Source organism: Duganella sp. BJB1802 (genome assembly GCF_013369445.1).
Lineage (GTDB): Bacteria > Pseudomonadota > Gammaproteobacteria > Burkholderiales > Burkholderiaceae_D > Rugamonas > Rugamonas vulcania_A.
In genome coordinates this window covers 24,560-49,626 of record NZ_JABWEF010000014.1, presented here as the reverse complement: position 1 = coordinate 49,626, position 25,067 = coordinate 24,560, and the positions used below count along the sequence as shown (strand labels likewise).

24 protein-coding genes are annotated in these 25,067 nt (G+C 65.5%); 13 read left to right on the top strand and 11 right to left on the bottom strand.

Translation table 11 applies throughout. From position 1 onward, the window contains the following. From HUX88_RS21175 to HUX88_RS21150, 6 genes are all read left to right on the top strand, one after another. On the top strand, nucleotides 1–933 hold the full coding sequence (locus tag HUX88_RS21175; RefSeq protein ID WP_229219442.1) for a carbohydrate ABC transporter permease: 933 nt from the start codon (nucleotides 1–3) through the stop codon (nucleotides 931–933). Further along, nucleotides 930–1,733: a carbohydrate ABC transporter permease gene (locus HUX88_RS21170; protein ID WP_176363043.1), complete on the top strand. Its 804-nt coding sequence runs from the start codon at nucleotides 930–932 to the stop codon at nucleotides 1,731–1,733. Before HUX88_RS21175 ends, HUX88_RS21170 begins: the two co-directional genes overlap by 4 nt. Beyond that, nucleotides 1,730–3,223 (top strand): beta-N-acetylhexosaminidase, encoded by a 1,494-nt coding sequence (gene nagZ / locus HUX88_RS21165; protein WP_176363042.1) that lies wholly within the window; start codon nucleotides 1,730–1,732, stop codon nucleotides 3,221–3,223. The genes HUX88_RS21170 and nagZ overlap by 4 nt, the downstream gene beginning before the upstream one ends. 27 nt (nucleotides 3,224–3,250) lie before the next feature. Beyond that, complete coding sequence (locus HUX88_RS21160; protein WP_176363113.1) at nucleotides 3,251–4,552, top strand: MFS transporter; 1,302 nt, start codon at nucleotides 3,251–3,253, stop codon at nucleotides 4,550–4,552. A gap of 4 nt (nucleotides 4,553–4,556) precedes the next feature. Further along, on the top strand, nucleotides 4,557–5,675 hold the full coding sequence (locus tag HUX88_RS21155) for an ABC transporter ATP-binding protein (protein ID WP_176363041.1): 1,119 nt from the start codon (nucleotides 4,557–4,559) through the stop codon (nucleotides 5,673–5,675). 105 nt (nucleotides 5,676–5,780) lie between these two features. Beyond that, on the top strand, nucleotides 5,781–7,082 hold the full coding sequence (locus HUX88_RS21150; protein WP_176363040.1) for a hypothetical protein: 1,302 nt from the start codon (nucleotides 5,781–5,783) through the stop codon (nucleotides 7,080–7,082). A 31-nt stretch (nucleotides 7,083–7,113) separates the two neighbouring features. Here HUX88_RS21150 and HUX88_RS21145 read toward each other — a convergent pair whose 3' ends face one another. Continuing rightward, the gene (locus HUX88_RS21145) at nucleotides 7,114–8,418 is read right to left on the bottom strand and encodes a glycoside hydrolase family 18 protein (protein WP_176363039.1); all 1,305 of its coding nucleotides are present in this window, start codon (nucleotides 8,416–8,418) and stop codon (nucleotides 7,114–7,116) included. Nucleotides 8,419–8,432: 14 nt separating this feature from the next. Beyond that, nucleotides 8,433–9,188, bottom strand: a complete 756-nt coding sequence (locus HUX88_RS21140) for a GntR family transcriptional regulator (RefSeq protein WP_117015483.1) — start codon at nucleotides 9,186–9,188, stop codon at nucleotides 8,433–8,435. Nucleotides 9,189–9,598: 410 nt separating this feature from the next. Here HUX88_RS21140 and HUX88_RS21135 point away from each other — a divergent pair, with 410 nt between their 5' ends. The 3 genes from HUX88_RS21135 to HUX88_RS21125 all read left to right on the top strand — a co-directional run bounded on the left by HUX88_RS21135 (nucleotide 9,599) and on the right by HUX88_RS21125 (nucleotide 14,417). Then, on the top strand, nucleotides 9,599–12,340 hold the full coding sequence (locus tag HUX88_RS21135) for a TonB-dependent receptor (protein ID WP_176363038.1): 2,742 nt from the start codon (nucleotides 9,599–9,601) through the stop codon (nucleotides 12,338–12,340). 84 nt (nucleotides 12,341–12,424) lie between these two features. Continuing rightward, the gene (locus HUX88_RS21130) at nucleotides 12,425–13,417 is read left to right on the top strand and encodes a cupin-like domain-containing protein (RefSeq protein ID WP_176363037.1); all 993 of its coding nucleotides are present in this window, start codon (nucleotides 12,425–12,427) and stop codon (nucleotides 13,415–13,417) included. Then, nucleotides 13,404–14,417 (top strand): serine hydrolase, encoded by a 1,014-nt coding sequence (locus tag HUX88_RS21125; RefSeq protein ID WP_176363036.1) that lies wholly within the window; start codon nucleotides 13,404–13,406, stop codon nucleotides 14,415–14,417. The genes HUX88_RS21130 and HUX88_RS21125 overlap by 14 nt, the downstream gene beginning before the upstream one ends. Nucleotides 14,418–14,432: 15 nt before the next feature. Here HUX88_RS21125 and HUX88_RS21120 read toward each other — a convergent pair whose 3' ends face one another. Continuing rightward, nucleotides 14,433–14,696 (bottom strand): acylphosphatase, encoded by a 264-nt coding sequence (locus tag HUX88_RS21120; RefSeq protein WP_117015479.1) that lies wholly within the window; start codon nucleotides 14,694–14,696, stop codon nucleotides 14,433–14,435. A 195-nt stretch (nucleotides 14,697–14,891) separates the two neighbouring features. Here HUX88_RS21120 and HUX88_RS21115 point away from each other — a divergent pair, with 195 nt between their 5' ends. Next, complete coding sequence (locus tag HUX88_RS21115) at nucleotides 14,892–15,491, top strand: hypothetical protein (protein ID WP_176363035.1); 600 nt, start codon at nucleotides 14,892–14,894, stop codon at nucleotides 15,489–15,491. A 25-nt stretch (nucleotides 15,492–15,516) separates the two neighbouring features. Here the strand turns inward: HUX88_RS21115 and HUX88_RS21110 are convergent, their stop codons facing one another. The 8 genes from HUX88_RS21110 to rpsP form a co-directional block, all read right to left on the bottom strand. Beyond that, entirely contained in the window at nucleotides 15,517–18,267 is a 2,751-nt protein-coding gene (locus HUX88_RS21110; RefSeq protein ID WP_176363034.1) for a pitrilysin family protein, read from the bottom strand. A gap of 91 nt (nucleotides 18,268–18,358) precedes the next feature. After that, complete coding sequence (locus HUX88_RS21105; RefSeq protein ID WP_117015476.1) at nucleotides 18,359–18,694, bottom strand: DUF3579 domain-containing protein; 336 nt, start codon at nucleotides 18,692–18,694, stop codon at nucleotides 18,359–18,361. A gap of 223 nt (nucleotides 18,695–18,917) precedes the next feature. After that, nucleotides 18,918–19,886, bottom strand: a complete 969-nt coding sequence (locus HUX88_RS21100) for a CobD/CbiB family protein (RefSeq protein ID WP_117015475.1) — start codon at nucleotides 19,884–19,886, stop codon at nucleotides 18,918–18,920. A gap of 55 nt (nucleotides 19,887–19,941) precedes the next feature. Continuing rightward, the gene (locus HUX88_RS21095) at nucleotides 19,942–20,610 is read right to left on the bottom strand and encodes a CoA pyrophosphatase (protein WP_176363033.1); all 669 of its coding nucleotides are present in this window, start codon (nucleotides 20,608–20,610) and stop codon (nucleotides 19,942–19,944) included. 68 nt (nucleotides 20,611–20,678) lie between these two features. Beyond that, on the bottom strand, nucleotides 20,679–21,065 hold the full coding sequence (rplS, locus tag HUX88_RS21090) for a 50S ribosomal protein L19 (RefSeq protein ID WP_008446022.1): 387 nt from the start codon (nucleotides 21,063–21,065) through the stop codon (nucleotides 20,679–20,681). A gap of 114 nt (nucleotides 21,066–21,179) precedes the next feature. Beyond that, nucleotides 21,180–21,926 (bottom strand): tRNA (guanosine(37)-N1)-methyltransferase TrmD, encoded by a 747-nt coding sequence (trmD, locus tag HUX88_RS21085; protein ID WP_176363032.1) that lies wholly within the window; start codon nucleotides 21,924–21,926, stop codon nucleotides 21,180–21,182. Nucleotides 21,927–21,947: 21 nt separating this feature from the next. After that, entirely contained in the window at nucleotides 21,948–22,508 is a 561-nt protein-coding gene (gene rimM / locus HUX88_RS21080; protein WP_176363031.1) for a ribosome maturation factor RimM, read from the bottom strand. 14 nt (nucleotides 22,509–22,522) lie between these two features. After that, the gene (gene rpsP, locus HUX88_RS21075) at nucleotides 22,523–22,768 is read right to left on the bottom strand and encodes a 30S ribosomal protein S16 (RefSeq protein ID WP_117015471.1); all 246 of its coding nucleotides are present in this window, start codon (nucleotides 22,766–22,768) and stop codon (nucleotides 22,523–22,525) included. A gap of 219 nt (nucleotides 22,769–22,987) precedes the next feature. Here rpsP and HUX88_RS21070 point away from each other — a divergent pair, with 219 nt between their 5' ends. From HUX88_RS21070 to HUX88_RS21060, 3 genes are read left to right on the top strand one after another with little or no spacing between them, the layout of a single operon-like run. Further along, nucleotides 22,988–23,416 carry a hypothetical protein gene (locus HUX88_RS21070; protein WP_176363030.1) on the top strand — a complete coding sequence of 143 codons (429 nt, stop codon included), beginning with the start codon at nucleotides 22,988–22,990 and terminating at the stop codon, nucleotides 23,414–23,416. A 15-nt stretch (nucleotides 23,417–23,431) separates the two neighbouring features. After that, entirely contained in the window at nucleotides 23,432–24,019 is a 588-nt protein-coding gene (locus HUX88_RS21065) for a glycine zipper 2TM domain-containing protein (RefSeq protein ID WP_117015469.1), read from the top strand. A gap of 49 nt (nucleotides 24,020–24,068) precedes the next feature. Beyond that, nucleotides 24,069–25,058: a proline dehydrogenase family protein gene (locus HUX88_RS21060; protein ID WP_176363029.1), complete on the top strand. Its 990-nt coding sequence runs from the start codon at nucleotides 24,069–24,071 to the stop codon at nucleotides 25,056–25,058. Nucleotides 25,059–25,067 lie beyond the last annotated feature (9 nt).

Genomic DNA, 25,067 nt, shown 5'->3' with positions numbered 1-25,067 from the left:
ATGCGCGACGCCCACCCCGCCCCGGCCCAGGCCAACGCGCTCGCCACGACGCCCGCCGCCAAGCCCGCGTCCGCGCGCCGCGCGAACCTCACCGCCTGGCTGTTCCTCGCCCCCGCACTGGCGCTGCTGGCCGTGTTCTCCTTCTGGCCGGTGGCCTTCGGCTCCTTCCTGGCCTTCACCGACTACAGCCTGATACGCGAAACGCACTGGGTCGGCCTGGACAACTTCCGCTACATCTTCGACAACGAGATGTTCGTCACCGGCCTGAAAAACTCGCTGGTCTTCCTGCTGATGGTGCCCTTCGTGCAGATCGGCGCGCTGGGCCTGGCGGTGCTGGTCAACAACCAGCTGCCCGGCATCCGCTACTTCCGCGCCGCCTTCTACGTGCCGGTGGTGACCACGGTCTCGGTGGTCGGCATCATGTGGGGCTTCATGTTCCACGAACAGGGCGCGCTCAATTACGTGCTGATGACGATGCGGCTGGTCGGCGCGCCGGTCGGCTGGCTCTCCAACGACAGCCTGGCGCTGTTCGCCATCATGTTCGTCACACTGTGGCGCGGCCTTGGCTGGTACATGGTGATGTACCTGGCCGCGCTGCAGGCCGTCCCCGCCGACATGCAGGAGGCGGCCATCCTCGATGGCGCCAACCGCTGGCAGCGTTTCTGGCGGATCACCGTGCCGATGCTGCGCCCCACCATCATGGTCTGCTCCATCCTGTCCGTGCTGGCCGCGCTCAAGGCCTACCAGGAAGTGGACGTGCTGACCCAGGGCGGCCCGATGAACTCCACCTTCACCGGCTTGTACTACGCCTACGACCAGGGCCTCAAGCACCTCAAGCTGCCGCGCGCGCTGGCCGCCAGCTTCGTCATGTCCCTCTTCTGCATCGGCATCGCCCTGCTCTGCCTGCGCTACATAAAACCCAAGCACCGATGAAGACCGCCGCCCACTACCTGCTGCTCTGCGCCATCGCGGTGGTCTGCGTGTTCCCGTTCTGGTGGACGCTGGTGACGGCCATCTCCACCGAGGGCAACATCTTCGCCTTCCCGCCGACCTTCTGGCCGAAGCAGCCGTCGTTCGAGAACTTCGTCGAAGTGTTCAAGGCGATTCCGATCTGGTCCTTCTTCCGCAACTCGGTCCTCATCGCCGCCTGCACCGTGTTCTGGAAGCTGGCGCTATGCTCCGCCGCCGCCTACCCGCTGGCGCGCATGCGCTTCAAGGGCCGCAAGCTGGTGTTCGGCCTGATCCTCGCCACGCTGGTGCTGCCGTCGGAAGTGAACTTCCTGGTCAACTTCATCACCGTGACGAAACTGAGCCTGGTCGACACCTACACCGGCGTGATCCTGCCCAACGTGGTGACGGCGGTCGCCATCCTGCTGCTCAAGCAGGCCTTCGAGGAAGTGCCGCAGGACCTGATCGACGCCGCCCGCGTCGACGGCGCCTCCGAGTGGACCATCTTCAGCAGGATCATGCTGCCGCTGATCGCGCCGTGGCTGGCCACGGTCGGCATCCTGACGGCGGTCGAGGCCTGGAACGAATACATCTGGCCATCCATCGTGATGAGCAAGCCGGACGAATTCCCGCTGTCGGTGGGCGTGCTGTATTTGCGCGGCACCTTCGGCAGCAGCACGCGCGTGATCGCCGCCGGCACCATCTTGACCATCCTGCCCACGCTGGCAGCCTTCCTATTTACCCAACGATTCTTCATGCGTGGCATGGACGGAGCTGTGAAATGACCCCAACCCAAAACGACCTCAGAAAACTCGCCGGACAACTGATCATGATCCGCTTCCCCGGCACCGTGCTCGATGCCGCCACCGCGGACTTCATCCGGGCCAACGGCATCCGCGCCGTCTGCCTGTTCCGCGGGAACATGACCGACTCCGAACAGCTGGCCAAGCTGACCGCCGACCTGCGCGCCGTGATGGGCCCCGAATCGCTGATCGCCATCGACCAGGAAGGCGGCGCCGTGGTGCGCTCGACCTGGGTGCCGGCGCCGCCGGCCGCCATGGGCCTGGGCGCCGCCGACGACACCGACCTGGCCCGCCGCACCGGCGCCGCCGTGGCGCGCGCGGTCAAGGCGCTGGGCATCAACTGGAACTTCGCGCCGGTGCTGGACCTGAACAACAACCCGCACAACCCGGTGATCGCCGAGCGCTCCTTCGGCGCCGAGCCGCTGCGCGCCGCCGAGCTGGCGATGGCGTGGATGGCCGGCAGCCACGCGGAAGGCGTGGCCTGCTGCGTCAAGCACTTCCCCGGCCACGGCGACACCAACGTCGATTCGCACCGCGACCTGCCGACCGTGAACAAGCCGGTCGAGGAACTGGACCGCATGGAGCTGGCGCCGTTCCGCATCGCCTCCGGCGCGGCGCCGGCGATGATGACCGCGCACATCGTCTATCCGACGCTGGACCCTGACTATCCGGCCACCATGTCGCGCCGCATCCTCACCGGCCTTCTGCGCGACGAGTGGCAGTACAAGGGCATCGTCATCACCGACGGCATGGACATGCACGCCATCGCCGGCCGCTACGGCGTGGGCAAAGCCGCCGTGCGAGCGCTGGCCGCCGGCGCCGACATGGTGATGGCGCTCGGCACCACCGAAACGCAGAATGAAACGCTGGACGCCATCGCCGCCGCCATCGCCTCGGGCGAGGTGCCGATGGCGGAGATCGAGCAGCGGCTGGCGCGCCTGTCCGCGCTGGCGCTGGCCTATCCGTGCAAGCCGCGCTCCTACAAGGAGGACGCGGCAGACCGCGAACTGATGGCCGAGGGCTGGCGCCGCAGCCTGACCGCCCACCGCGCGCCGGTGCGTCCGGCGCCGGGCGCCAAGGTGCGCTTGGTGGTGCGCCAGGACGTGGTCAGCGACGGCGTGTCCGAGGCCGGCGTGCCGGCCGAGGGCGTGGCGGCCTCGCTGCGCCGCCTGTACGACGTCGAACTGACCACCTTCGCCGACGCCGACACCTTCGACTGGAACGCGCTGCCGCAGGACGGCCGCTTCACCATCCTGGCCTCGACCTCGCGCCTGCGCTACGGCGAGCACGCGCGCGCGACGTGGAAGCCGGACCTGCACCTGGCGCTGTGGAATCCGTACCAGGCGCTGGACATCCAGTCGCCGTCGCTGATGACCTACGGCTTCGCCCAGCCGGCGCTGGACGCGGTCAACAGCTGGCTGTGCGGCGAGCTGGAAGCCACCGGCTGCGCGCCGGTTCCCGGCTTCGCATAACAATTCAATCGGGGAGGAGGCAAAATGATGGACAACAAAAAAATACGCGACCCGAGGTTCTGGGTACCCAGCCTGTACCTGGCGCAGGGCCTGCCGTTCTTCGCGGTGGCGATCGTCGCCAACCAGATGTTGAAGAGCATGGGCGTGCCCAACGACGAGCTCAATCACTGGACCGGCTTGATCGGCTTCGCCTGGGTGTTCAAGCCGCTGTGGAGCCCCTTCCTGGAACTGGCCAGCAGCAAGAAGCTGGTGGTGGTCGGCTTCCAGATCTTCGGCGGCTTGTGCCTGGGCGGCGTGGCGCTGGCGCTGCACGCGCCGTTCTGGTTCGCGACCTGCATGGCGATGCTCGCGCTGGTGGGCATCTCGTCGGCCACGCACGACATCTCGTGCGACGGCTTGTACATCGCCAGCCTCGATGAAAAAGGCCAGGCCAAGTACGCCGGCTGGACCGGCACCTTCTTCAACGCCGGCAAGTTCTTCACCACCGGCGGCCTGCTGCTCTTGGCCGGCCACTTCGAGAAGACGCTGGGCGTGGTGCCGGCATGGACCATCAGCTTCTGCATCCTGGCCGCCATCATGGTGGCGCTGGGCCTGTACAACAGCTGGGCGCTGCCGACGGCGCGCAACGCCGTCACCGCCGACACCAACGCCGGCGCCATCGCCCGCACGCTGTGGGAGGTGATCGTCGAATTCTTCAAAAAGCCCGGCATCTGGGTGTCGATCGTGTTCATCATCCTGTTCCGCGCCGGCGAGGCGCAGGTGCAGTCGATCGGTCCCTTGTTCCTGCGCGAGGCGCGCCACCTCGGCGGCCTGGGGCTGACCACCGCCGAAGTGGGCGCGGTGTACGGCACCGTCGGCACCGTGGCCTTCGTGGTGGGCAGCATCGCCGGCGGCTACTTCACCTCGTGGCTCAGCCTCAAGCGCGCCATCCTGTGGCTGATCCTCGCGGTCAACCTGCCCAACGTCGCGTTCTACCTGCTGTCCGTGTTCCAGCCCACCGAGCTGTCGGTGATCGGCGTGGCGCTCAGCGTGGAGATGTTCGGCTACGGCTTCGGCTTCGTCGGCCTGATTTTGTACATGATGCAGGTGGTCGCGCCGGGTAAATACCAGACCGCGCACTACGCCTTCTCGACCGGCATCATGCAGCTGGGCTTTGTGCTGTTTAAACTGTTCAGCGGCGACATCCAGCTGTCGCTCGGCTACCAGCACTTCTTCGTGTGGGTGATGCTGTGCGCGATCCCGGTGGCGGTGCTGTCGCAGCTCATTCCGATGACCGCGCGCCCGCAGCCCGAGGAAGCGCCGGCGCCGCAAGCCGTGCGCGCGGGTTGAGCGGATGGCCAGCGTCAGCCTCAAACAGATCGTCAAGAGCTACGACAAGACGCCGGTCATCCACGGCGTCGACCTCGATATCGCCGACGGCGAATTCATGGTCTTCGTCGGCCCGTCCGGCTGCGGCAAGTCCACGCTGCTGCGCATGATAGCGGGCCTGGAGGACATCGGCGGCGGCACGCTGCACATCGGCGGCGCGCTGGCCAACGACGTCGCGCCGGCGCAGCGCAAGCTGGCCATGGTGTTCCAGTCCTACGCGCTGTATCCGCACATGACGGTGTACGAGAACATGGCCTTCGCGCTCAAGCTGGCCGGGCGCAAGCCGGCCGAGGTGGCGGCGGCGGTGGAGCGCGCGGCGGCCATCCTGCAGATCGCGCCGCTGCTCAAGCGCCGGCCGAAGGAGCTGTCAGGCGGCCAGCGCCAGCGCGTCGCCATCGGCCGCGCCATCGTACGCACGCCGGAGGTGTTCCTGTTCGACGAGCCGCTCTCCAACCTGGACGCCAGCCTGCGCGTGCAGATGCGGGTGGAGATCAGCCGCCTGCACCAGGAACTGAAGACCACCATGATCTACGTCACCCACGACCAGGTCGAGGCGATGACCCTGGGCCAGCGCATCGCCGTGTTCAACGCCGGCCGCATCGAGCAGGTCGGCACGCCGCATGAACTGTACAACCATCCGGCCAACCTGTTCGTGGCGGGCTTTCTCGGCACGCCGAGGATGAACTTCATCGCCGGTGAAATCATCGCCGCGTCGGCGGACCACGCCAGCGTGCTGCTGCCCGGCGGCGCCATCGTCGACGTCGACGCCGGCCCGGCGCATGCCGGCCGCGCCGCGCCGGGCGACCGCGTCACGCTGGGCGTGCGCGCCGAGCATCTGTCCATCGCCGGCGACCAGCAGGCCAACGTGATCGACGTCGGCGTCGGCCACGTCGAATACCTGGGCGACCAGTCCATCGTCTACGCCACGCTGGCCGGCGTGGGCGAAATGATCGCCGTCAAACAGGGGGCGGAGGCGCCGCCGCTGCACGCCGGCGGCCGCGCGCGCGTGCATCTGCCGCCGGCGCGCTGCCTGCTGTTCGACGCCGAAGGCCGGGCGCTGGCGCGCGCCCCGCTACACGCTTGAATTCGTGGTTTCGCCCCGTTTTATGTAACAATACGCGGGTTTACACTGTCGCGATGGCATGGCTTACCCGCCGGCCCTCTAATTTGTCTGATAGAAGGATAATTCATGTCCCACATTCGTCTCGCTCGTATTAGCCTGATCCTGGCCGCCATCGGCCTGAACGCCGTACCGGCCGTGTTGGGCATGTCGCCCGTCCACGCCGCCGAAGCCGCCAAACCGGCCGAGCCGCCGAAGGATGCCGTGCGTCCCGAGATCTACAAGCTGATCGATCCGGCCCAGACCAAGGAACTGCTGGCGGCCAAGAACTACACCGAATTCAAGAACCGCATCGACACCTCTGCCGCCATGCCGAACGTGACGCCGTACGAGGCCTTCGTGCTGAACCAGATGCGCGTGCAGCTGGGCCAGGCCACCGGCGACTATCCGGCCACCGTCAAGGCGCTGGGCGAGATGATCGACTCCGGCCGCCTCAAGCCGGAGGACAAGCTGCGCTTCATCGACGCCGTCGGCGGCATCTACTACAGCAACATCAAGGACTACGATCAGGCCATCGCCTGGTTCACCCGCTACGGCACCGAGTCGGGCGACACGCTCAAGCAGCGCCAGTTCATCGTGCGCTCCTACTTCTTCAAGAACGACTTCGCCACCGCCAAAGCCGAGGCGCTGAAGGACATCGAGGCGGCCAAGAAAACCGGCGTCGCCCCACCCAAGGATGAGCTGAACCTGCTGGGCAACGTCGGCATCAAGACCAAGGACACCGAGCTGTATCTGCAGGCGGTCGAGGAGCTGACCCGCTACTATGCGACCGAGGAATACTGGTTCGACCTGCTCAACCGCACCCGCGGCAAGAAGAGCTACGCGCCGCGCCTGGACCTGGACATCGCCCGCCTGAAGGCGCTGGCCGCGCCGTCCAAGATGGAACCCGAAGACTACGCCGAAATCGCCGAGCTGGCGGTGCTGGGCGGCTTCTTCACCGAGGCCAAGATCGCCATGGACAAGGGCTACCCGGGCGCCATCCCGGCCGACAAGAACAAGGCCGCGCTGCAGAAGATCCGCGACAGCGCCAACAAGGGCGCCGCCGACGACGCCAAGAACATCGACAAGGGCATCGAGTCCGCGCAGAAGTCCAAGGACGGCGTCGGCCTGGTCAACCTGGGCTACAACTACGTGACCCTGGGCCAGAAGGACAAGGGCATCGAGTTGATGAAGCAAGGCGTCGCCAAGGGCGTGGCCAAGAATCCCGAGGACGCCAAGCTGCGCCTGGCCTACGCGCTGGCCATCGCCGGCAAGAAGGACGAATCGGTCAAGCTGCTCGAGACCATCACCGGCAACGACGGCCGCGGCGACCTGGCGCGCTACTGGATCATGTTCCAGAACCCGCCGGCGCCACAGCCGGAAGCCAAGTAATCCAGCAAAAACCGGCCTCGCGCCGGTTTTTTTATTTGCGCATCGCCGCCGACAGGGCGCGCAGCATCCGCTGGCCGCCGTCGGCGCTCAGCTCCCAGAACATCGCGCCGCGCAGGCCCAGCGCCTTGACGTGGCGGGCCTTCTCCTTGAGCGAGGCCGGGTCCTCGTACGTGATCCAGACGCCGTCCGCCGCGCGGTACAGGTACGGCGCCTTGGCCGCGCCGTTCCAGTGGCGCCTGAAGCCCTGCCCGCCCTCGTGGCCCGGCGTCAGGTATCCCAGCTTGAGCAGCAGGCCGTAGCCGTACGCGTTGCCGCCGTCCACGCCGCCGGCGGCGCCGCCGTCGCAGTCCTGGTACTGGCCGTCGCCGCCTGCGCCGGGCGCGCAGCCCTTCCATCCGTAGCCGTAGAACGGCACGCCCATCACCAGCTTGTCCGCCGCCACGCCCGCCCGCAGGTAGCGCCGCACCGACGCCGCCGCGTACAAGCCGTCGGCCGTCGCCGGGTCGGCGGGGTCGGCGAACAGCGCGGCATGGTGGCCGCTGCGCTTCTCCCACGGCATGTGGAAGTCGTAGGCCATGATGTTGATCCAGTCCAGGCTTTGCGCCAGCTCCGCGATCCAGCCGCCGCCCGCCGCGCCGTCGTTGACGTAGTTGGCGTTGCCGCCGGCGGCGATGGTGATGCTGTAGTGTCTGCGGTCCTGCCGCCCCGCCGCGTCGAAGGCCGCGCGCAGTTCGCGCGCCAGCGTGATGAAGTTGCGCTTGTCGGCCGGCCGCGCGCACACGGCGCCCGCCACGCAAGGCACGCCGGCCTCGGTCGGGTATTCCCAGTCGATGTCGACGCCGTCCAGGCCGAAGCGCCGCATCAGCTTCACCGACGAGGCGACGAAGTTGGCGCGCGCCCCGGCGCTGTCGGCCACGTTGGAGAACTGGTTCGACCAGTCCCACCCGCCCACCGACACCACCACCTTGAATTGCGGATGCCGCCGCTTCATCGCCACCAGTGCGCGCAGGTTGGCGCCGTCCTTGGCGGCGTCGCGGAACACCAGCGCGCCGTTGGCCGACTGCGCGTCGCCGGCCGCGTCCTGGCATGGCGCCACGTAGTTGACCGAGGGTTCGGGATTGCCATGCTTGCCGTTCCAGCAGACGTCGAGGAAGGCGTACAAGGCCATCGTCAGCCGGCCGGCGTCGACGTTGGCGGCGGTGACGGGAAAGGCGTCCGACTTCCAGCCGGGGTAGTAGCCGACGATTTCCGGCGCGCCGGCGGCGGTGGCGATGGCCGGCAGCGCGGCGGCCAGCGCGGCCGCCAGGGTCCAGCGTTTGAGGCGATGGGAGTTCATAGTTCCTTGCAAGGTTAGCCGGCGTTCAGTTCCGCCACGAAGTCGTACATGTCGCCGCGGAAGTAGGAGCGGCAGAACTCCACCGCGCGACCGTCGCGCAGAAAGCCCAGGCGCTCGACCGCCAGGCCGGCGTCGCCCTCCTTCGCCTGCAGCAGCGCGGCCTGCTCGGCGTTGAGCAGCAACGCGGACAGCCGCTGCAGCGCGCGCACCGGGCGGTTGCCGGCCTTCTCCAGCGCGTCGTACATCGACACGTCGACCGCCTCCAGCGACGGCAGGCAGGACGCCACGATGGTCGCGTACTCCAGGCACATCGGCACGTCGTCGGCGTAGCGCATGCGGTGGAAGCGGTACACCGCCGCGCCGGGGCTGAGCCGCAGCCGCATCGCCTCGTCCGGCGTGACCGTGCCCTCGGAGCGCTTGAGCCACACGCTGCGCGGCGTGCGCCCGCGCGCCCGCATGTCCTCGGAGAACGAGGTCAGCTTGGCGAAGTTCTTCTCGATGCGGGTGTTGATGAAGTTGCCCGAGCCGGGCCGGCGCACCAGCACGCCCTCGCCCACCAGCCCGTCGATGGCCTTGCGCACCGTGATGCGCGAGATCGCCAGGTCGGCCGCCAGCTGACGCTCGGCCGGCAGCGCGTCCTCCGGCTTGAGCAGGTGCTGCTCGATGGCCGAGCGCAGCGCCCGCTGCAGGCGCTGGTACAGCGGCAGGTTACTGGTCTCACTGAGGTGCGCCCGGATGTGTACCAGTGCGGTGGTGGAATCGCTGCTCATGACGAAGTGGCCATCCTGTTTTGTCGTTGTCAATCGATAATACCAAAAAAAGACCAGCGTGCCGCCACCGCACGCGGCGCGCACCGCGAATATTTTGCACCATCCGCCGCAAACCCGCATGGATGCTGGCTTTCAGGCTGTTGCAGCCTGACACAAGCGGCCGCCATACCACCACATGGCCGGTATTCGATTGCCTTCCAGGCCACGTTGTGTATGCCGCATACAACATAACAAAAAAGAATTTTAAAGTGGTAGTGATCTGGTATTAAAAGACGGGTATATTGGCGTTGGATTGGTTTTGTAGGTGGTTTGGTAAGAAGTAAAAAAGAATTACACATCAACAATCAGTTGGCTCGGCGGAGCCTTCATCAACGGGAGGGTACATGTATCACAATTCAAATAACACCAAAATGTCCAAGCTGACGCCTATCGCGACGGCTGCGGCCATCCTGACACTGAGCGTCGCGATGAACGCCCAGGCGCAACAGGCCGCGGCGGAGAAGGAGCCGGAGGTCGTCGTCGTCAGCGGCATCCGCGGTTCGCTGCAGCAATCGCTGTCGGTCAAGCGCAACGCGTCGAGCAACGTCGACGTGATCACCGCCGAAGACGTCGGCAAGATGCCGGACAAGAACGTCGCCGACTCGCTGCAGCGCGTGCCGGGCGTGAACATCTCGACCTCGGGCGCGGGCTCGGGCGGCTTTGACGAGAACGACCGCGTCTCGATGCGCGGCACCGCCCCTTCGCTGACCCAGACCCTGATCAACGGCCACGCCGTCGCCTCGGGCGACTGGTTCGTGCTGGACCAGGTGGGCGGCGCCGTCGGCCGCTCGGCCTCGTACTCGCTGCTGCCGTCCGAGATCGTCGGCCAGGTGGTGGTCTACAAATCGCCGACCGCCGACCAGATCGAAGGCGGCTCGAGCGGCTCGATCGACATCCGCACCCGTCATCCGCTGGACTTCAAGCAGCCGATCTCGATGGAGGCCACGGTGCAGGCGGTGTACGCCACGTTGCCGGAGAAGACCGATCCGCAGGTGAGCGCGCTGTTCAACTGGAAGAACGAGGCCGGCACGCTGGGCCTGATGGTGCAAGGCTTCTCGGAGAAGCGCAGCCTGCGCCGCGACGGCCAGGAGCTGCTGCAGTGGACCCAGGTGGCGCCGACCAACGCCGCCGTCAAGACCAATCCCGACCTGGCCAACGTCTGGTTCCCGCGCCTGATCGGCTCCTCGCTGTTCCAGCAGGAGCGCAAGCGCAAGGGCGGCCTGATCGACCTGCAGTTCAAGCCCAGCCGCGACCTGAGCCTGGAGGCCACCTACTTCCGTTCGAAGATGGACGCGTCCAACTTCAACACCAACTACATGACCGACATGAACGGCTCCGGCATGCTCGGCTCGGGCGTCGCGCCCGATCCCGGCTACGTGATCCGCAACGGCACGCTGGTGTCGGCCTCGTTCGCCAACAAGGGCACGGCCGCCAAGCCGCTGCGCTACGGCATCGTCGACGACATCGTGCGCGAAGGCGCCTACGCCCAGACCGAGTTCTTCGACCTGGACGCCAAATGGCGCGCCACCGACAAGCTGGTGTTCACCGCCAAGGCCGGCTCGACCAAGGGCAAGGGCGTCACGCCCAGCCAGGGCGTGTTCGAGGGCGACGTCAACAACTCCGGCGCCAGCTACCAGTTGAATGGCCTGGGCAGTCCGGCCAACGTCAAGTTCCCCAACATCGACGTCTCCAAGTTCACCGGTACCCCGCTGGACTGGGTGTTCGGCGTCTCGCCGGCCACCACCGACGACAAGGAAACCTACGGCCAGATCGACGCCGCCTTCTCGCTCGACAGCGGCGTGTTCCGCGAGATCAAGTTCGGCGTGCGCGGCTCGCACCACACCCGCGCCAACTTCGAAGTGGCGCAAGGCCCGAACTGGTCCAACACCGACGTCGGCGGAAACACCACCAACCCGGCCTGGAGCGGCACCACCTATCCGGGCAACTTCGGCAAGGACCTGGGCGGCGACTTCCCTAAAAACGTCTGGATCCTGGACCCGGCGATCCTCAACGCCTGGGGCGACCTGCACTCGAACCGCGACGTCTCGCGCACCTACTACCAGGACATGTTCGACCTGAAGGAAAACACCAAGGCGATCTACGTCCAGGGCGAGATGGAGGGCGAAGGCTGGAGCGGCAACGTCGGCCTGCGCGTCGTGCGTACCGAGGGCACCTCGAACGGCTACCAGATCCTGCAGAACCAGCCGGCCGGCGGCACGCTGCCGGCCTATCCGTGGGGCGGTTTCGTCCAGAAGACGGCGATCGACAACAACAGCACCATCCCGCTGCCTAGCCTGAACCTGAAGTTCGACCTGCGCTCCGACCTGGTGGCCCGCGTCGGCCTGTCGCGCACCATGACCCGTCCCGACTACGGCGCGCTGGGCGGCGCGGTGCTGCTGACCGACGAGACCCACACCGGCAACGGCGGCAACGCGGCGCTCAAACCGGTCAAGTCGAACAACCTGGACGCCAGCCTGCAATGGTACTTCGCGCCGCGCGCCCTGCTGTCGGCCGGCGTGTTCTACATGGACCTGCACGACTACGTCGGCTACGGCGTCAGCACCGGCACCTTCATCGACAGCCGCGCCTCGCAGGAACAGAAGAAGCCCGTGTTCGCGACCTACAGCATCACCTCGCCGATCAACGTCGGCGCCAAGGTCAAGGGTCTGGAACTGGCGGCGCAGGTACCGGTGGGCATGGGCTACGGCTTCGACGCCAACGCCACCTTCGCCGACTCGCACCTGGACTTCGGCTCCTGCCCGGCGATGCAGACCTCGACCTCCGGCGATCCGTGCGACATGCTGGGCGCTTCGAAGACCACGGCCAACGCCGGCGTGTACTACGAAAACGACAAGTTCAACGTCCGCCTGAGCTACGCATGGCGTTCGGCCTTCCTGGCTGCCCAGGACCGCGGCACGCCGCTGTACCAGGACGCTTCGGGCACGGTGTCGGCCTCGTTCAACTACAACATCAGCAAGAACATCGTGCTGACGCTCAGTGGCCAGAACCTGAACAACCCGATCCTGAAAAACTACATCTACAACAAGGACCAGCCGGCGCGCTTCTACGCCAACGGCGCGCAGTACTACGCTGGCCTGCACATCAAGTATTAATTCGTAACCGTTTCATTGTGTAGTCTGTTCCCGCCACGGCCGCTCCCGGCCCTGGCGGGTTTTTTTTATGCCATCATACGAATCATGAACCAGATCACCGAATACCTGGACCTCGACCCGGCGCGCTTTTACAGCGAGATCGCCGGCGGCTACCGGCCCGCCATCCTGCGCGGCTTCGTGCGCCACTGGCCGGCCGTGCACAAGGCGCGCCAGGCGCCGGAAGCGCTGTGCCGGTACCTGATGGAGTTCGACAGCGGCCATGAGGTGGACGCGGTGATGACGCCGCCGGACCAGCGCGGGCGGCTGTTCTACAAGCCGGACATGGAGGGCTTCAACTTCGTGCGCAACAAGGTGCCGGTATCGAAGGTGATCGAGCAGCTGGCGCGCTACTCGCAGTTCGAGGCGCCGCCGTCGGTGGCGATCCAGAGCGCGCTGGTCGACGAATGCCTGCCGGGATTCGAGGCGCACAACGTGGCGCCGGCGCTGCCGCCGTCGGTGCGGCCGCGCCTCTGGCTGGGCAACACCATCACCACGCCGGCGCACTTCGACGAATCGTACAACCTGGCCTGCGTGGTCAGCGGCGAGCGGCGCTTCACGCTGTTCCCGCCCGAACAGGTCGGCAACCTGTATATCGGCCCGCTGGATTTCGCGCCGACGCCCACGCCCATCAGCATGGTCGACTTCCGCGCGCCGGATTACGCGCGCCACCCGCGCTTCAAGCAGGCGATGGAGGCCGCGCTGGTGGCCGACCTGCTGCCGGGCGACGCGCTGTTCATCCCCCCTCTGTGGTGGCACCACGTGCAATCGAACGGCATTCTGAACATGATGGTCAACTACTGGTGGAAGAACGAGCAGCCGGCGCCGGACGTCGGCACCACCTTCGAGGCGCTGATCGCCACGCTGCAAAGCATGAAGCACCAGCCGCCCGAACTGCGCGCCGCATGGGGCGCGATCTTCCAGCACTACGTGTTCGATCCGGCACAGGACCCGTCGGCCCACATCCCCGCGCATAAGCAAGGCGTATTGCACAACGCGCGCCCGCAAGCGCCCACTGGAGCAGTCGATGAACCTGAATAAGCACCTGGGCGCCTTGCTGGTACTGGCCGCCATCCTGTCCGCCGAGGCGGCGGCGCAGCAGCTGCCCGCGAACGTCCTGGCGGCATGGGACCACGACGAACACCCGGACCTGCGCAGCATCCTGGTGATGCGCAACGGCGCCATCGTCGCCGAGCGCTATTACAACGGCGAGACCGCCGACACCCTGCACGATGTCCGGTCGGCGGGCAAGAGCATCACGGCGCTGCTGGTGGGCGCCGCGGTCGACCAGCACAAGATCGGCGCGCCGGCCGACAAGGTATCCCAGTACTGGAAGGCCGCCGGCCAATCGGCCTTCGCCGGCGTGACGCTCGATAACGTGCTGACCATGCGCTCGGGATTGGACGCGTTCGACGACGACCCCGCCTCGTCCGGCAATGAAGACAAGATGGACGAAGCGGCCGATCCCGTTGCCTTCACCCTGGCCACGCCAATGAAGACCACGCCGGGCACGCAATACCGCTACAACTCCATGACCGCCTACCTCGCCGGCCTGACCGTCGAACATGCGACCGGCACGGACCTCGAACAATTCGCGCGCGCGAACCTGTTCGCTCCGCTCGGCATACAAGACTGGCGCTGGGGGCGCGACGCGGCCGGCCACGTCAAGGGACAAGGCAACCTGTCGCTGCGCACGCGCGACCTGGGCGCGATAGGTCAGATGGTGTTGGACCAAGGCTTATATCAAGGCCGCAGGGTGCTCAGCGCCGCCTGGATCGAAGCCATGCTGGCCCCGCATGTGGACATCGGCCCGGGGGACCGCTACGCCGATCGCTATGGCTATTTCTGGTACGCCAAAACCCAGTCCGTGGGCGGCCGCCAGATCCCTGTGTACTTCGCATCCGGCAACGGCGGCAATAAGATTTATATCGTTCCCGCGCTGCGGTCGGTGGTGGTGGTCACCTCCAGCGCCTACGGCAAAGGCTACGGCCAACTGCGCTCCGAAAACATCCTGAAGGCCGTGCTGGCGGCAAGCGAATAGCGCCGCGCGGCCGGCCTACAGCGTCGGCATGATCTTGAAGCCGCCATCCGGAGAGGCCCGCTCCATCGTCTCCTCGACGGCGACATCCGTCACCATGGCGGCCGGAGGCCCGCGCCTGGCCCAGGCGATGATGGCCTCCACGGCTTTCGCCTCGCCCTCCACCGCCGCCTCCACCGCCCCATCGCGCCGATTGCGCACCCAGCCGGCCAAACCCAGCGCCTTCGCCCGCTCCGCAAACGAAGCGCGATAGCCGACACCCTGCACACGTCCCTCTATCATCAGTCGAATCACGACACCTCCAAAATTTCCAACAGAATACAGGGTGGGGTCCTATCTGCACGGCCCTTGGACAGACCTCACTGAATTGGCTCTCTGCTTTGCTCTATTTTCGTCATTTCCGAACTCTTTTTTTGGGCGCTGGTCCAACAGAGAGAAATAGAAGGCGACAGCAAAAACCAGACAGGAGAATCAGTAATGAATACCACAAGGTCTCAAAAAACGTCCCCCAAGGTCCCTCCCGCCGCATACGACGAGCTCTGCGATTTCCTGCACCAGAGCGGCAGCCCGCTGACACCCGCCGAAGCCATCGCCGGCGCCATCAAGCTATGGATAGCGAAGAGCCGCGAAGACGCGGCCCCGGTGCGCGGCTATCAATGGAAGCAGCTGTTCCTGCCCGACGGCACGCGCCTGCGCGTGCACAGCGGCGACACCTGGCAGAGCGCCGACGTGATCGGCGACGACCTCATCTTCCGCGGCGAGGCGGTCTCACCGAATCAGATGGTACAACAAACCTGCGGCGACGCCCGCAACGCCTGGCTGGAGCTCTGGATACGTTTCCCCGGCGAGAAGAACTGGACCAAGGCCGCCCAATTGCGCGCCCGCCAGAACGAACTGGCAGCCAAGGCGCCCCTGACGCCGGCGGAGGCGATGGCAGCCGCCGCCAAAGCGATGAGCGCCGCATTGAGCACTGCGCTGACGCTGGTCGAACACGCCAACCACCAGTCGCAGAACACGCTGGAACGCCGCCTGCCGCGCTACCGCCGCGCGCACGACCAGCTGGACGACATCCACTGACGTCGCCGGGGCATCCCCCGGCAGATTATTTTGCGCTCACGACAGGCGCCGCGCCTTTCGCCTTGGCCTCGTCGCCCGCCGTCACCACCGTCAGCCTGGCCGGATCGATCGCCTTGCGGAAGGCCGCGTTGACCTGCGCCAGCGTGGCCGCCTTCAGCTTGTCCTCGTACTCCTTGCTCCAGCTGTAGGTGCGGTTCATGTACAGGTTGCGCGTCCAGCCTGCGGCCAGCACATTGTCCTTCGACCGGTTCTGCACCCGCTGCTGCAACAGGCCCGATTTCGCGCCCGCCAGTTCAGCCGCCGTGAAGCCGTCCTTCACCGCCCGCTCCAGCTCCTGGCGGATCGCCGCCTCCAGCTTCCGCAGGTTCTGCGGCGCGGCGATGGCGTCGATGCCGAAGCTGCCGGCGCGGTCGATCTCGCCCGGCTGCAGGCCCGAACCGCCGCCGTACGACAAGCCATCCTTCTGGCGGATGCGGTCCATCAGCCGCGATTTCAGACCGCCTTCGCCGAAGATGTAGTTGGCCAGGTCCAGCAGCGGATAATCGGGATCGTCGACGTTCAGGTCCAGGTTCATGCGCGCGGTGTAGAAGCCGTTCTCCTTGTCCGGCGCGTTGATGGTCTTGTACAGCGGCGCCTTGTCCTCGTTGGTCGACTTGACCGGTGCATAGGCCACCTTGCTGTCCCAGCCGGCGAAGCTGTCGGCGATGGTCTTGCCGATCGCCGCCTTGTCGAAATCGCCGACGATCGCCAGCTCGCCGTGATTGGCGCCGTAGTAGTCGCGATGGAACGCGACCACGTCCTCCAGCTTGAGCGCCTTCACCGCCGCCAGCTGCTCGTCAACCGACATCGGCGCGCGCACGTCGCCCTTCGGATAGTGGTTGAAATACAGGTCCACCTCCGTGCGCGCCAGCGACTGCGGCTCGTTGCGCGACGCCTCGATCGCCACCAGCCACTGCTGGCGCAACTGCTCGAACTCCGCCGCCGGGAAGCTGGCCTCCTTCAGCACATGCGCCACCAGCCGCAGCGCCGCGTCCAGGTTCGGACCGGTGGTGTCGAAGCGATACAGGCTGCCCGAGATTTTCAGCTTGGCGAAGGCGTCGGCCAACTGTTCGCGTGTGTACTTGCTGGTGCCGCGCATCAGCATCTCGTTGGCGGCGTTCGACACGATGGCCGTGTTGAACAGGTTCTTCTCGTCGCCCCAGTGCAGTTGCAGGTCCACCGACACCGCCTCGCCGCGATTCTTCTTGTTCAGCAGCGCGACCTTCAATCCGCCGATGGTCTTGATCTCGGTGCGCGCGTTGATGTTGGCCTGGCTCGGGTCGAACACCTCCGACGTCAGCACGCTGTCCTTGCCCTTGAAATCCTTCATCACCTCCGCCACCGAAGGCGCGGCCGGAATCTCTGCGCGCTGCGGCGCATCCTCCGGCACGAAGCTGCCCACCACGCGGTTGTCCCGCTTCAGGTAGCGCCCCGCCGCAGCCGCCACCTGCTCGGGCGTGATGCTCGGCAGCTTGTCGCGGCCCTCGAACAGCAGGCGCCAGTCGCCCAGCGCGATCTCCTCCGACAGGCTCACGCCCACCCGCTGCGGATCGTTGAGCGACTTCTCGATGCCGTTGGCGAAGTTGCGCCGCGCGCGTTCCATCTCCTCGGCCGTCGGCGGCGTGCTGGCGAAGCCCTCCACCGTCGCGATCAGCGCGTCGCGCACCGGCTCCAGCGGCTCGCCCGCCTTCACCACCGCGCCGATGATCTGCAGGCCCGGCGCGTAGCCGGTCTGGCCGAAGCTGAACACCTGCGCCGCCTTGCCGCTTTCCACCAGCGCCTTGTGCAGGCGGCCGGTCGGCGTGTCGCCCAGGATCTCCGACATGAAACTGAGCGCGTCGCTATCCTGCTGCAAGGCCGACGGAATCTTGTAGCCCAGCGCGATCACCTGCATGTCGCCCTTGCGCCGCACCACGAAGCTGCGCTCCCCGTCCTGCGTCGGCTCGACCGTCCAGAACGGCGGCAGGCTGCGCTTGGGTTTCGGGATCACGCCGAACGATTTGCTGATCCAGGCCAGCGTCTGCGATGGATCGAATTTGCCCGCCACCAGCAGCACCGCGTTGTCCGGCTGATAGTAGGTGCGGTAGAAGGCCTGCAGGTTCTCGATGCGGACGTTCTCGATGTCGCTGCGGTTGCCGATGGTGGAGCGGCCATACGAGTGCCAGTCATACGCCACGCTCTGCATGCGCTTGAGCAGCACCGAGAAGGGATCGTTCTCGCCGCTCTCGTACTCGTTGCGCACCACCGTCATCTCGGAATCGAGGTCCTTGCGGGCGATGAAGGAATGGACCATGCGGTCGGCCTCCATGTCCAGCGCCCACTTCAGGTTGTCCTGGCTGGCCTGGAACACCTCGTAGTAGTTGGTGCGGTCGTAGGAGGTGGTGCCGTTGAACTCCATGCCGCGGTTGGCGAATTCCTGCGGGATGCTGCGGTTCTTGGGCGCGCCCTTGAACATCATGTGCTCCAGCAGGTGGGCCATGCCGGTCTCGCCGTAGTTCTCGTGCCGCGATCCGACCAGGTAGGTGACGTTGACCGTCACGGTGGGCTTGGAGGCGTCGGGGAACAGCAGCACCTTCAAGCCGTTCGGCAGCCGGTACTCGCTGATGCCCTCGACCGACGGTCCCTTGGCCACGCCGGCCGGCAAGGCCTGCGCCCACGCGCTGCCGGTGGCGACAAAGGACAGGCCGCACAGCATCAGGCTGGCGGCGGCGGCGTGTTTCAAGCGGCTGTTGTTCATGATCTCTCGCGAAAAAAAATGAGGAACAGGCAGCATACGCCCTACCCCGCCCTCGTGGGTGGCGGATTAAGCGAATTTTAAATGACGGAGATCAAGCCTTTTCGGGCAGGATGCAGGCGTCGACCATTTGCAGGTCGTTGTCCTTGGCGAAGGAGATGACGAAGTGGTAGGCCAGCGGCTCCAGCTGGCGCAGCTTGCCGTTCACCACCACCGACTTGACGCCGTCGATCACGGTCGGCGTCACGTAGGGCGAGAACTGCAGATGGGAGTCGCGGCCGCCGCCGTAACCTTCCGGCTTGAAGCAGGACATCACACCGCACAGGCGCTCGGCCCAGTCGCTGGGACGGAACTGCCTGCCATTGCTGGTGCGGCCAAGGATGAAGAACGAATCCAGCTGTTCTGACGGTTTGAGGGCTGACTCTGCCATGGGCGGCTGCTTAGGAGTAGATACTTGTTGGTAACAAGAATGCGTGAATAATCCCGACTGGTCGCTCGGGCGGATATCATTCTGTAAGAATCTTACGTATTATATCTTATAGAAGACCTGAATACGTAAGTCATTGATTTCTATCCGGTTTTCAGCGCGATTAACCACTTTGGTGCAGAAAGATCATCTTTCCGCACCACAGCAATGCCGCTATTGTACCCGCTTAAGGGGTCGCTCCGAGCCACACCGCGCCGGACAGCAGCAATAACAACATCATCCACAGCAGCAAGGCGCGCCACACCAGGCCCACCGTGCTCTGCAGCGCGCGCACGCTCGGCTCCTCGCCCGGCAGCATGTCCGGCTCCTCGTCGCCGAGGTCCACCGTGGCGGCGTCCGCCGGCAGCAGCTTGGCCGCGTTCTCCGCCGGCGTGCCCAGGCGCACGCCCATGGCGCCGCCGCCGGCCGACAGGATGATGCCGATCGCCTCGTCCGCCCAACGGTGGGCGAAGTTGCGCCAGGCGTAGATCGCATCCTCGAAGTTGCCCACCACGGCGAAGGCCACGGCGGTCAGGCGCACCGGGATCCAGTCGATCCAGTAGAAGGCGCGCGCGGCGAACTGGCCGAAGGCCTCGTTGCGCATGTGCTCGGGCTCGTTCCACGCGCGCGCCAGGTGCTCGGCCACGCGGTACATCACCGCGCAGGCCGGACCCAGCGGCATCAGGAACCAGAAGAACACCCCGAACACATTGCGGTGCGTGGTGATCAGCGACTTCTCGACCGCGATGCGGGCGATCTCGGAGGTCTCCATGCCGACCGTGTCCTGCTTGGTCCACTCGGCCAGCAGCGCGCGCGCGGTGGCGTCGTCGCCGGCGTTGAGGGCCAGCTGGATCGAGGTGAAATAGTGGCTGTAGTGGCGGAAGCCCAGCGTCAGGTAGACGATCAGCACGTTCCACAGGAAGGGCATGCCGAACCAGCCGTAGCGGCGCAGCAGCCAGTAGATCACGGCCGTGGGCACCATCAGGATCGCCATCATCACGAACCAGCCCAGGCGGCCGTGGGTCGAGTCGCCGGCGTTGAACCAGGTCTCCATCCGCAACGCCAGGCGCTTGATTTCGGCGTAGATCGGATTGTCTGCGCGCAGCGGCTTCATCTGCTCGATCAGCAGCGCGCATAGAATGGAAAGAAAAGTCATTAGTGATCCTTTAAGTCGGCGATGCCTTGATGCCCGCTACGATAACGTAGTGTCTCTATGCGCGCAAGAAATGGAACAGGTTGCGCAGCATGCCCGCTGTTGCGCCCCAGATGTAATAGTCGCCGTACGGCATCGCGTAAAAGCTGCGCCGCCCGCCCGGCAACTGCACCGACAGGCGCTGGTGGTTCAGCCCATCCATCAGGAAGGCCAGCGGCACCTCGAAGATTTCCGCCACCTCGGACGGATCGGCGGTCAGCTCGAACGGCGGCGCCACCAGGCCCACCACCGGCGTCACGCAATAGCCGGTGCCGGTCAGGTAGCGCGGCAAGGTGCCCAGCACGTCCACATGGCGGCGCGCCAGCCCGATCTCCTCCTCCGACTCGCGCAGCGCGGTGTCGACCGCGTCGCTGTCGTAGTCCTCGGCGCGGCCGCCGGGAAAGCTGATCTGGCCGGCGTGGTCGGTCAGGTGCTCGGTGCGCTGGGTCAGCAGGATGGTCAGGCCGTCCGCGCGCGGCACCAGCGGGATCAGCACCGAGGCCGGCGTCGGCGTCGGCCGCTGCGACAGGCTGCCCAGCGATTCTTCGGCGCCCTCGGGCGTCCACAACGGCGGCGCCGTGAAACGGCCGCGCAGCCACGCGGGCGTCAGGCGCTCAGGCGACACGGCCGGCTCGCCGGCGATGGCGTCTACGGGAAGTTCTTTCGGATTGAACAGGGGCTTAGCCAAGATACTCCCTCCAGATACAAAAAAGGGGCACCAACGGCGCCCCTTCCATCCAAACACAAACGCGGCTATTAAGCAGCGGTTGCTTTCGCCACTGGGCGACGGTTTGGCAGTTTTTCCTTGATACGTGCCGATTTACCGGAACGATCACGCAGGTAGTACAGTTTAGCGCGACGTACGTCACCGCGGCGTTTCACTTCGATCGAAGCGATCAGCGGGGAGTACAGCTGGAAGGTACGCTCGACGCCTTCGCCGGACGAGATCTTACGAACGATGAAGTTCGAGTTCAGGCCACGGTTGCGACGGGAGATGACCACGCCTTCGTAAGCCTGGGCGCGCTTGCGGGTGCCTTCGACTACGTTAACGTTGACGATCACGGTATCGCCAGGTGCAAAGTCAGGGATGCTCTTGCCCAGGCGAGCGATTTCTTCTTGCTCGAGTTGTTGAATCAGATTCATTTTTAATGACTCCATAAACCATCATGCTGGCGCGCTGTGAGCCGAGGCTCGTTGCCCAGTAGAGGATGGGGTTAAAACACGCGGGCGACATGCCCGCTAGCTACTACAACAGGTTTACAAACCTGCCAAAAACTTTTCGTCAAGCTTGGTGAGCAGCCCCGCCTCACGCGCCTTGACCAGCAAATCCGGGCGCTTGCGCGCGGTCGCCTCCAGCATGCGCTGACGGCGCCATTTCTCGATCTCGGCGTGGTTGCCGCCCACCAGCACCGGCGGCACGCCCACACCCTCGTACGTTTCCGGCCGCGTGTAGTGCGGCGAATCCAGCAGGCCGTTGACGAAGCTGTCCTCGACCGCCGACGCATCCGTGTTCAGCACGCCGGGAATCTGGCGGATCACGGCATCCATCAAGGCCATCGCCGGCAGCTCGCCGCCGGACAGCACGAAATCGCCCAGGCTGATTTCCTCGTCGACGCAGCGGTCCAGCAAACGCTGGTCCACCGCCTCGTAACGGCCGCACAGGATCACCAGACCGGGCTCCTGCTTCAGCTGCATCACACGCTCATGCGTCAACTGCCTGCCCTGGGGCGACATGAACACCACGCGGGGCGCGGGCAGACCGGCATCGGTCTGGCGCTGCTTCGCCGCGTTGAGCGTCGCTTCCAGGGGTTTGGCCAGCATCACCATGCCGGGGCCGCCGCCATACGGGCGGTCATCCACGGTGCGGTGATTGTCCGTGGTGAAATCACGCGGATTCCACAACGACAAGCCACATTTATTCTGTTCAAACGCGCGCCGGGTGACACCCGACTGCGTCAGTGCGGCGAACATTTCAGGGAACAGGGTCACGACATCGAATTGCATGGCGGGCCGCCCTTATGTTCTTTAATAATCAAGGCCCCAGTCGACAGTGATCTTCTTGGCGGCCTTGTCTACCTTGATGATAAACGCGTCCACAAATGGAATCAGGCGCTCCTGCGCCGCAACCTCGGGGTCGGCATCGGGCAGAGCGGCTGGCTGTATGCGCAAGATCGACTGCGGACCATTGCTCATCATGTCAGTCACCGTACCGAGGTGCTCACCTTGCAAATTCTCTACATCCAGACCGATCAACTCGGCCCAGTAAAACTCATCGTCGGACAAGGCCGGGAAACGACTGCGCGGAATCGAGACAGCGGCGCCCTTGAGCGCTTCTGCGACGTTCCGGTCGGTCACTCCCACCAGCTGCGCCACCACGTCGCCACCATGCAGTTTGCACTGCTTGACATCGACATCGTGCAAGCCTGGCTTGTCGATCCACCAGGTTTTCACCGCGAGGAGTGCATCCGCATCTTCCGAGAAAGGACGTATCCTCACCCAGCCAGCGACGCCGTAGGCACCGAAGACAAAGCCTACCTGTGCCAGATCGTCGGGGACTTGCACCCCGGATGCATTCTTATCGGTCAAACCAGCAACCAGACTTAGGCGGCTTTGTTCGAAGCGACCAGGCGAGCCACGGTAGGCGACAGCTGCGCGCCAACCGACTGCCAGTGAGCCAGACGGTCAGCGGTGATGCGCAGAGCGACTTCACCACCGGATGCCATCGGGTTGTAGAAACCGATGCGCTCGATGAAACGGCCATCGCGGCGATTGCGCGAGTCGGTTGCAACGATGTTGAAGAACGGACGCTTCTTGGCGCCTCCACGAGCTAAACGAATAACGACCATAATATTTCCAAAAAGTGTGCTAGGACGGAAAAAGCCGCAAATTATAGCGCGCTTTGCCGCGAAGCAGCAAGCGTTAATGAAATAATCGGGCAATGTTGGGGTAATCGAAGATTATCCCCCGAACCGGCGTGCGGGGCAATAGCCACGACCATAAAAAAGGTCCGCCGGGGGCCGTATTATGACCGATACTGCATGTTTTCCGGCCACTGCTGAACAAACATGACTGTTTCGCACCACACTCCCCACAAAAACAAGACCTTCGCCACCCTGCTGGCCTTCCTGTTCGGCGGCCTCGGCCTCCAGCGCCTGTACCTGCGCGGCGCCCGCGACCCCTGGCTGTGGCTGCACCTGGCCGCCCTGCCGGCCGCGGCCGCCGTGTCCGCCGCGTGGCCGGACGCCGACGGCTTCTACAAGCTGCTGCCCATCATGGTGTCCGGCCTGGCCGGCTTCCTGGAGGCGCTGGTGCTGGGTCTGATGTCCGACGAAAAGTGGGACGCCCGCTTCAACCCCGGCTCCGGCAGGCAGTCGGACACCCACTGGCCGCTGGCCGTGGTGCTGGTGGCCAGCATGATGGTGGGCGCCGGCAGCCTGATCGCCACGATTTCCCGCCTGTTTGACTTGTTGTACACTGGTGGTTCCTACGGTTAACAAGGAGAACAAAGCATGAACCGTTCTATTCTGATGGCGCTGGCACTGGCCGGCCTGGCCACCGCCGCCCAGGCGCAAACACCCAAAGAGCAATTCAACGCGGAATCGAAGCGCATCGCCACGCGCTACGCGGAAGACAAGAAGCTGTGCTCGGAGGAAGGCGAATCGGCCGCGCGCATGCAATGCACGCGCGACGCCAAGACCGAATACGACAAATCGATGGCGCTGGCCAAGGCCCAGCTCAAGGCCAGCCCGGCCAAGCCGGGCAGCTGCATGGAATGCGGCAAGGTGACCTCGGTCGTGGTCACCGACAAGGCGGGCGAAGGCAGCGCGCTGGGCCTGATCGCCGGCGGCGTGGCCGGCGCCCTGCTGGGCAACCAGGTCGGCAGCGGCCACGGCCGCGAACTGGCCACGGTGGCCGGCGCGGCCGGCGGCGCCTACGCCGGCAAGAAGATCGAAGAGAACGCCAAGTCCACCAAGCAGTGGACCGTGCACGTGCAATACGAGGACGGCAAGCAGGCCAGCTTCAACTTCGACCACGACCCGCGCATGCTCAGCGGCGACCGGGTCCGCAACGACAACGGCAACCTGGTCCGCAACTAGGCCCACATCGAAACAGCCTCCGGGCTGTTTTTTTATCACTGGAGAATCCGTGCACCACCCCGCCTTCCCCGCCCAATGGCAGCCGCTGGTCGACCAGGCCGCCACCACCCTGCGCGCGCTCGCGCTCGACGAGCGCGCCAAGGAAAAGTTCTGCAACGACCCGCAGCTGCGGCCGTACATGCACAAGGTGTCGCAGCGCTACGTGGCCGGGCGCACCGTGGGCGACGCGCTGCGGCGGGTCGAGCACATCATCGCCCAGGGCCATGCGGCCTCGGCCGAGTACATGGGCGAGAGCGTGCGCGACGAAGGCTTCGCGATGGCCGAGACGGAAGTGTTCATGGAACTGACCCGCGCCATCGGCCAGCGCAACCTGAACTGCTCGGTATCGTTCGACCTGTCGCACGTGGGCCTGACGGTGGACAAGGAACTAGGCTACCGCAACGCCCGCCGCATCGCGCTGGCCGCCGCCGAGATCAACCGCGAAGCGATGATCTCGATGGAAGGCGCCGACCGCGCCGACGACATCTACGCCATCTACGCGCGACTGCACAAGGAGGATGGCCTGCACAACGTCGGCATCACCGTGCCGGCCAAGCGCCACCGCACCGCGCAGGACCTGCCCTCGCTGATGAAGCTCCCCGGCCGCATCCGCCTGGTGAAGGGCGCGTTTCTGGAACCGGAAGAGATTTCCTACCACCGCAACAGCCCCGAGCTGGCGGAAGCCTACCGCCGCCACGCGCGGGAGCTGCTGCTGAGCGGGCACAAGTGCTCGATCGCCACGCACGACCGCGGCATCCAGCAAGAGCTCAGCGCGCTGATTTTGGAGGAGCGGATCGACCCGCGCTGGTTCGAATTCGAATCGCTGATCGGCCTGGGCACCGAGCAGATCGCCGAACTGCACGCACGCGGCTTCCCCACCCGCGAATACGCCGTGTTCGGCGACGAGCACTTCCTCTACGTGCTCAACCGCATCGCCGAAGAACCGGTGCGCGTCTACCAGGCCATCATCGACGTAATGCAAGATTGGGGTCAAGTCTGACATTCGGAC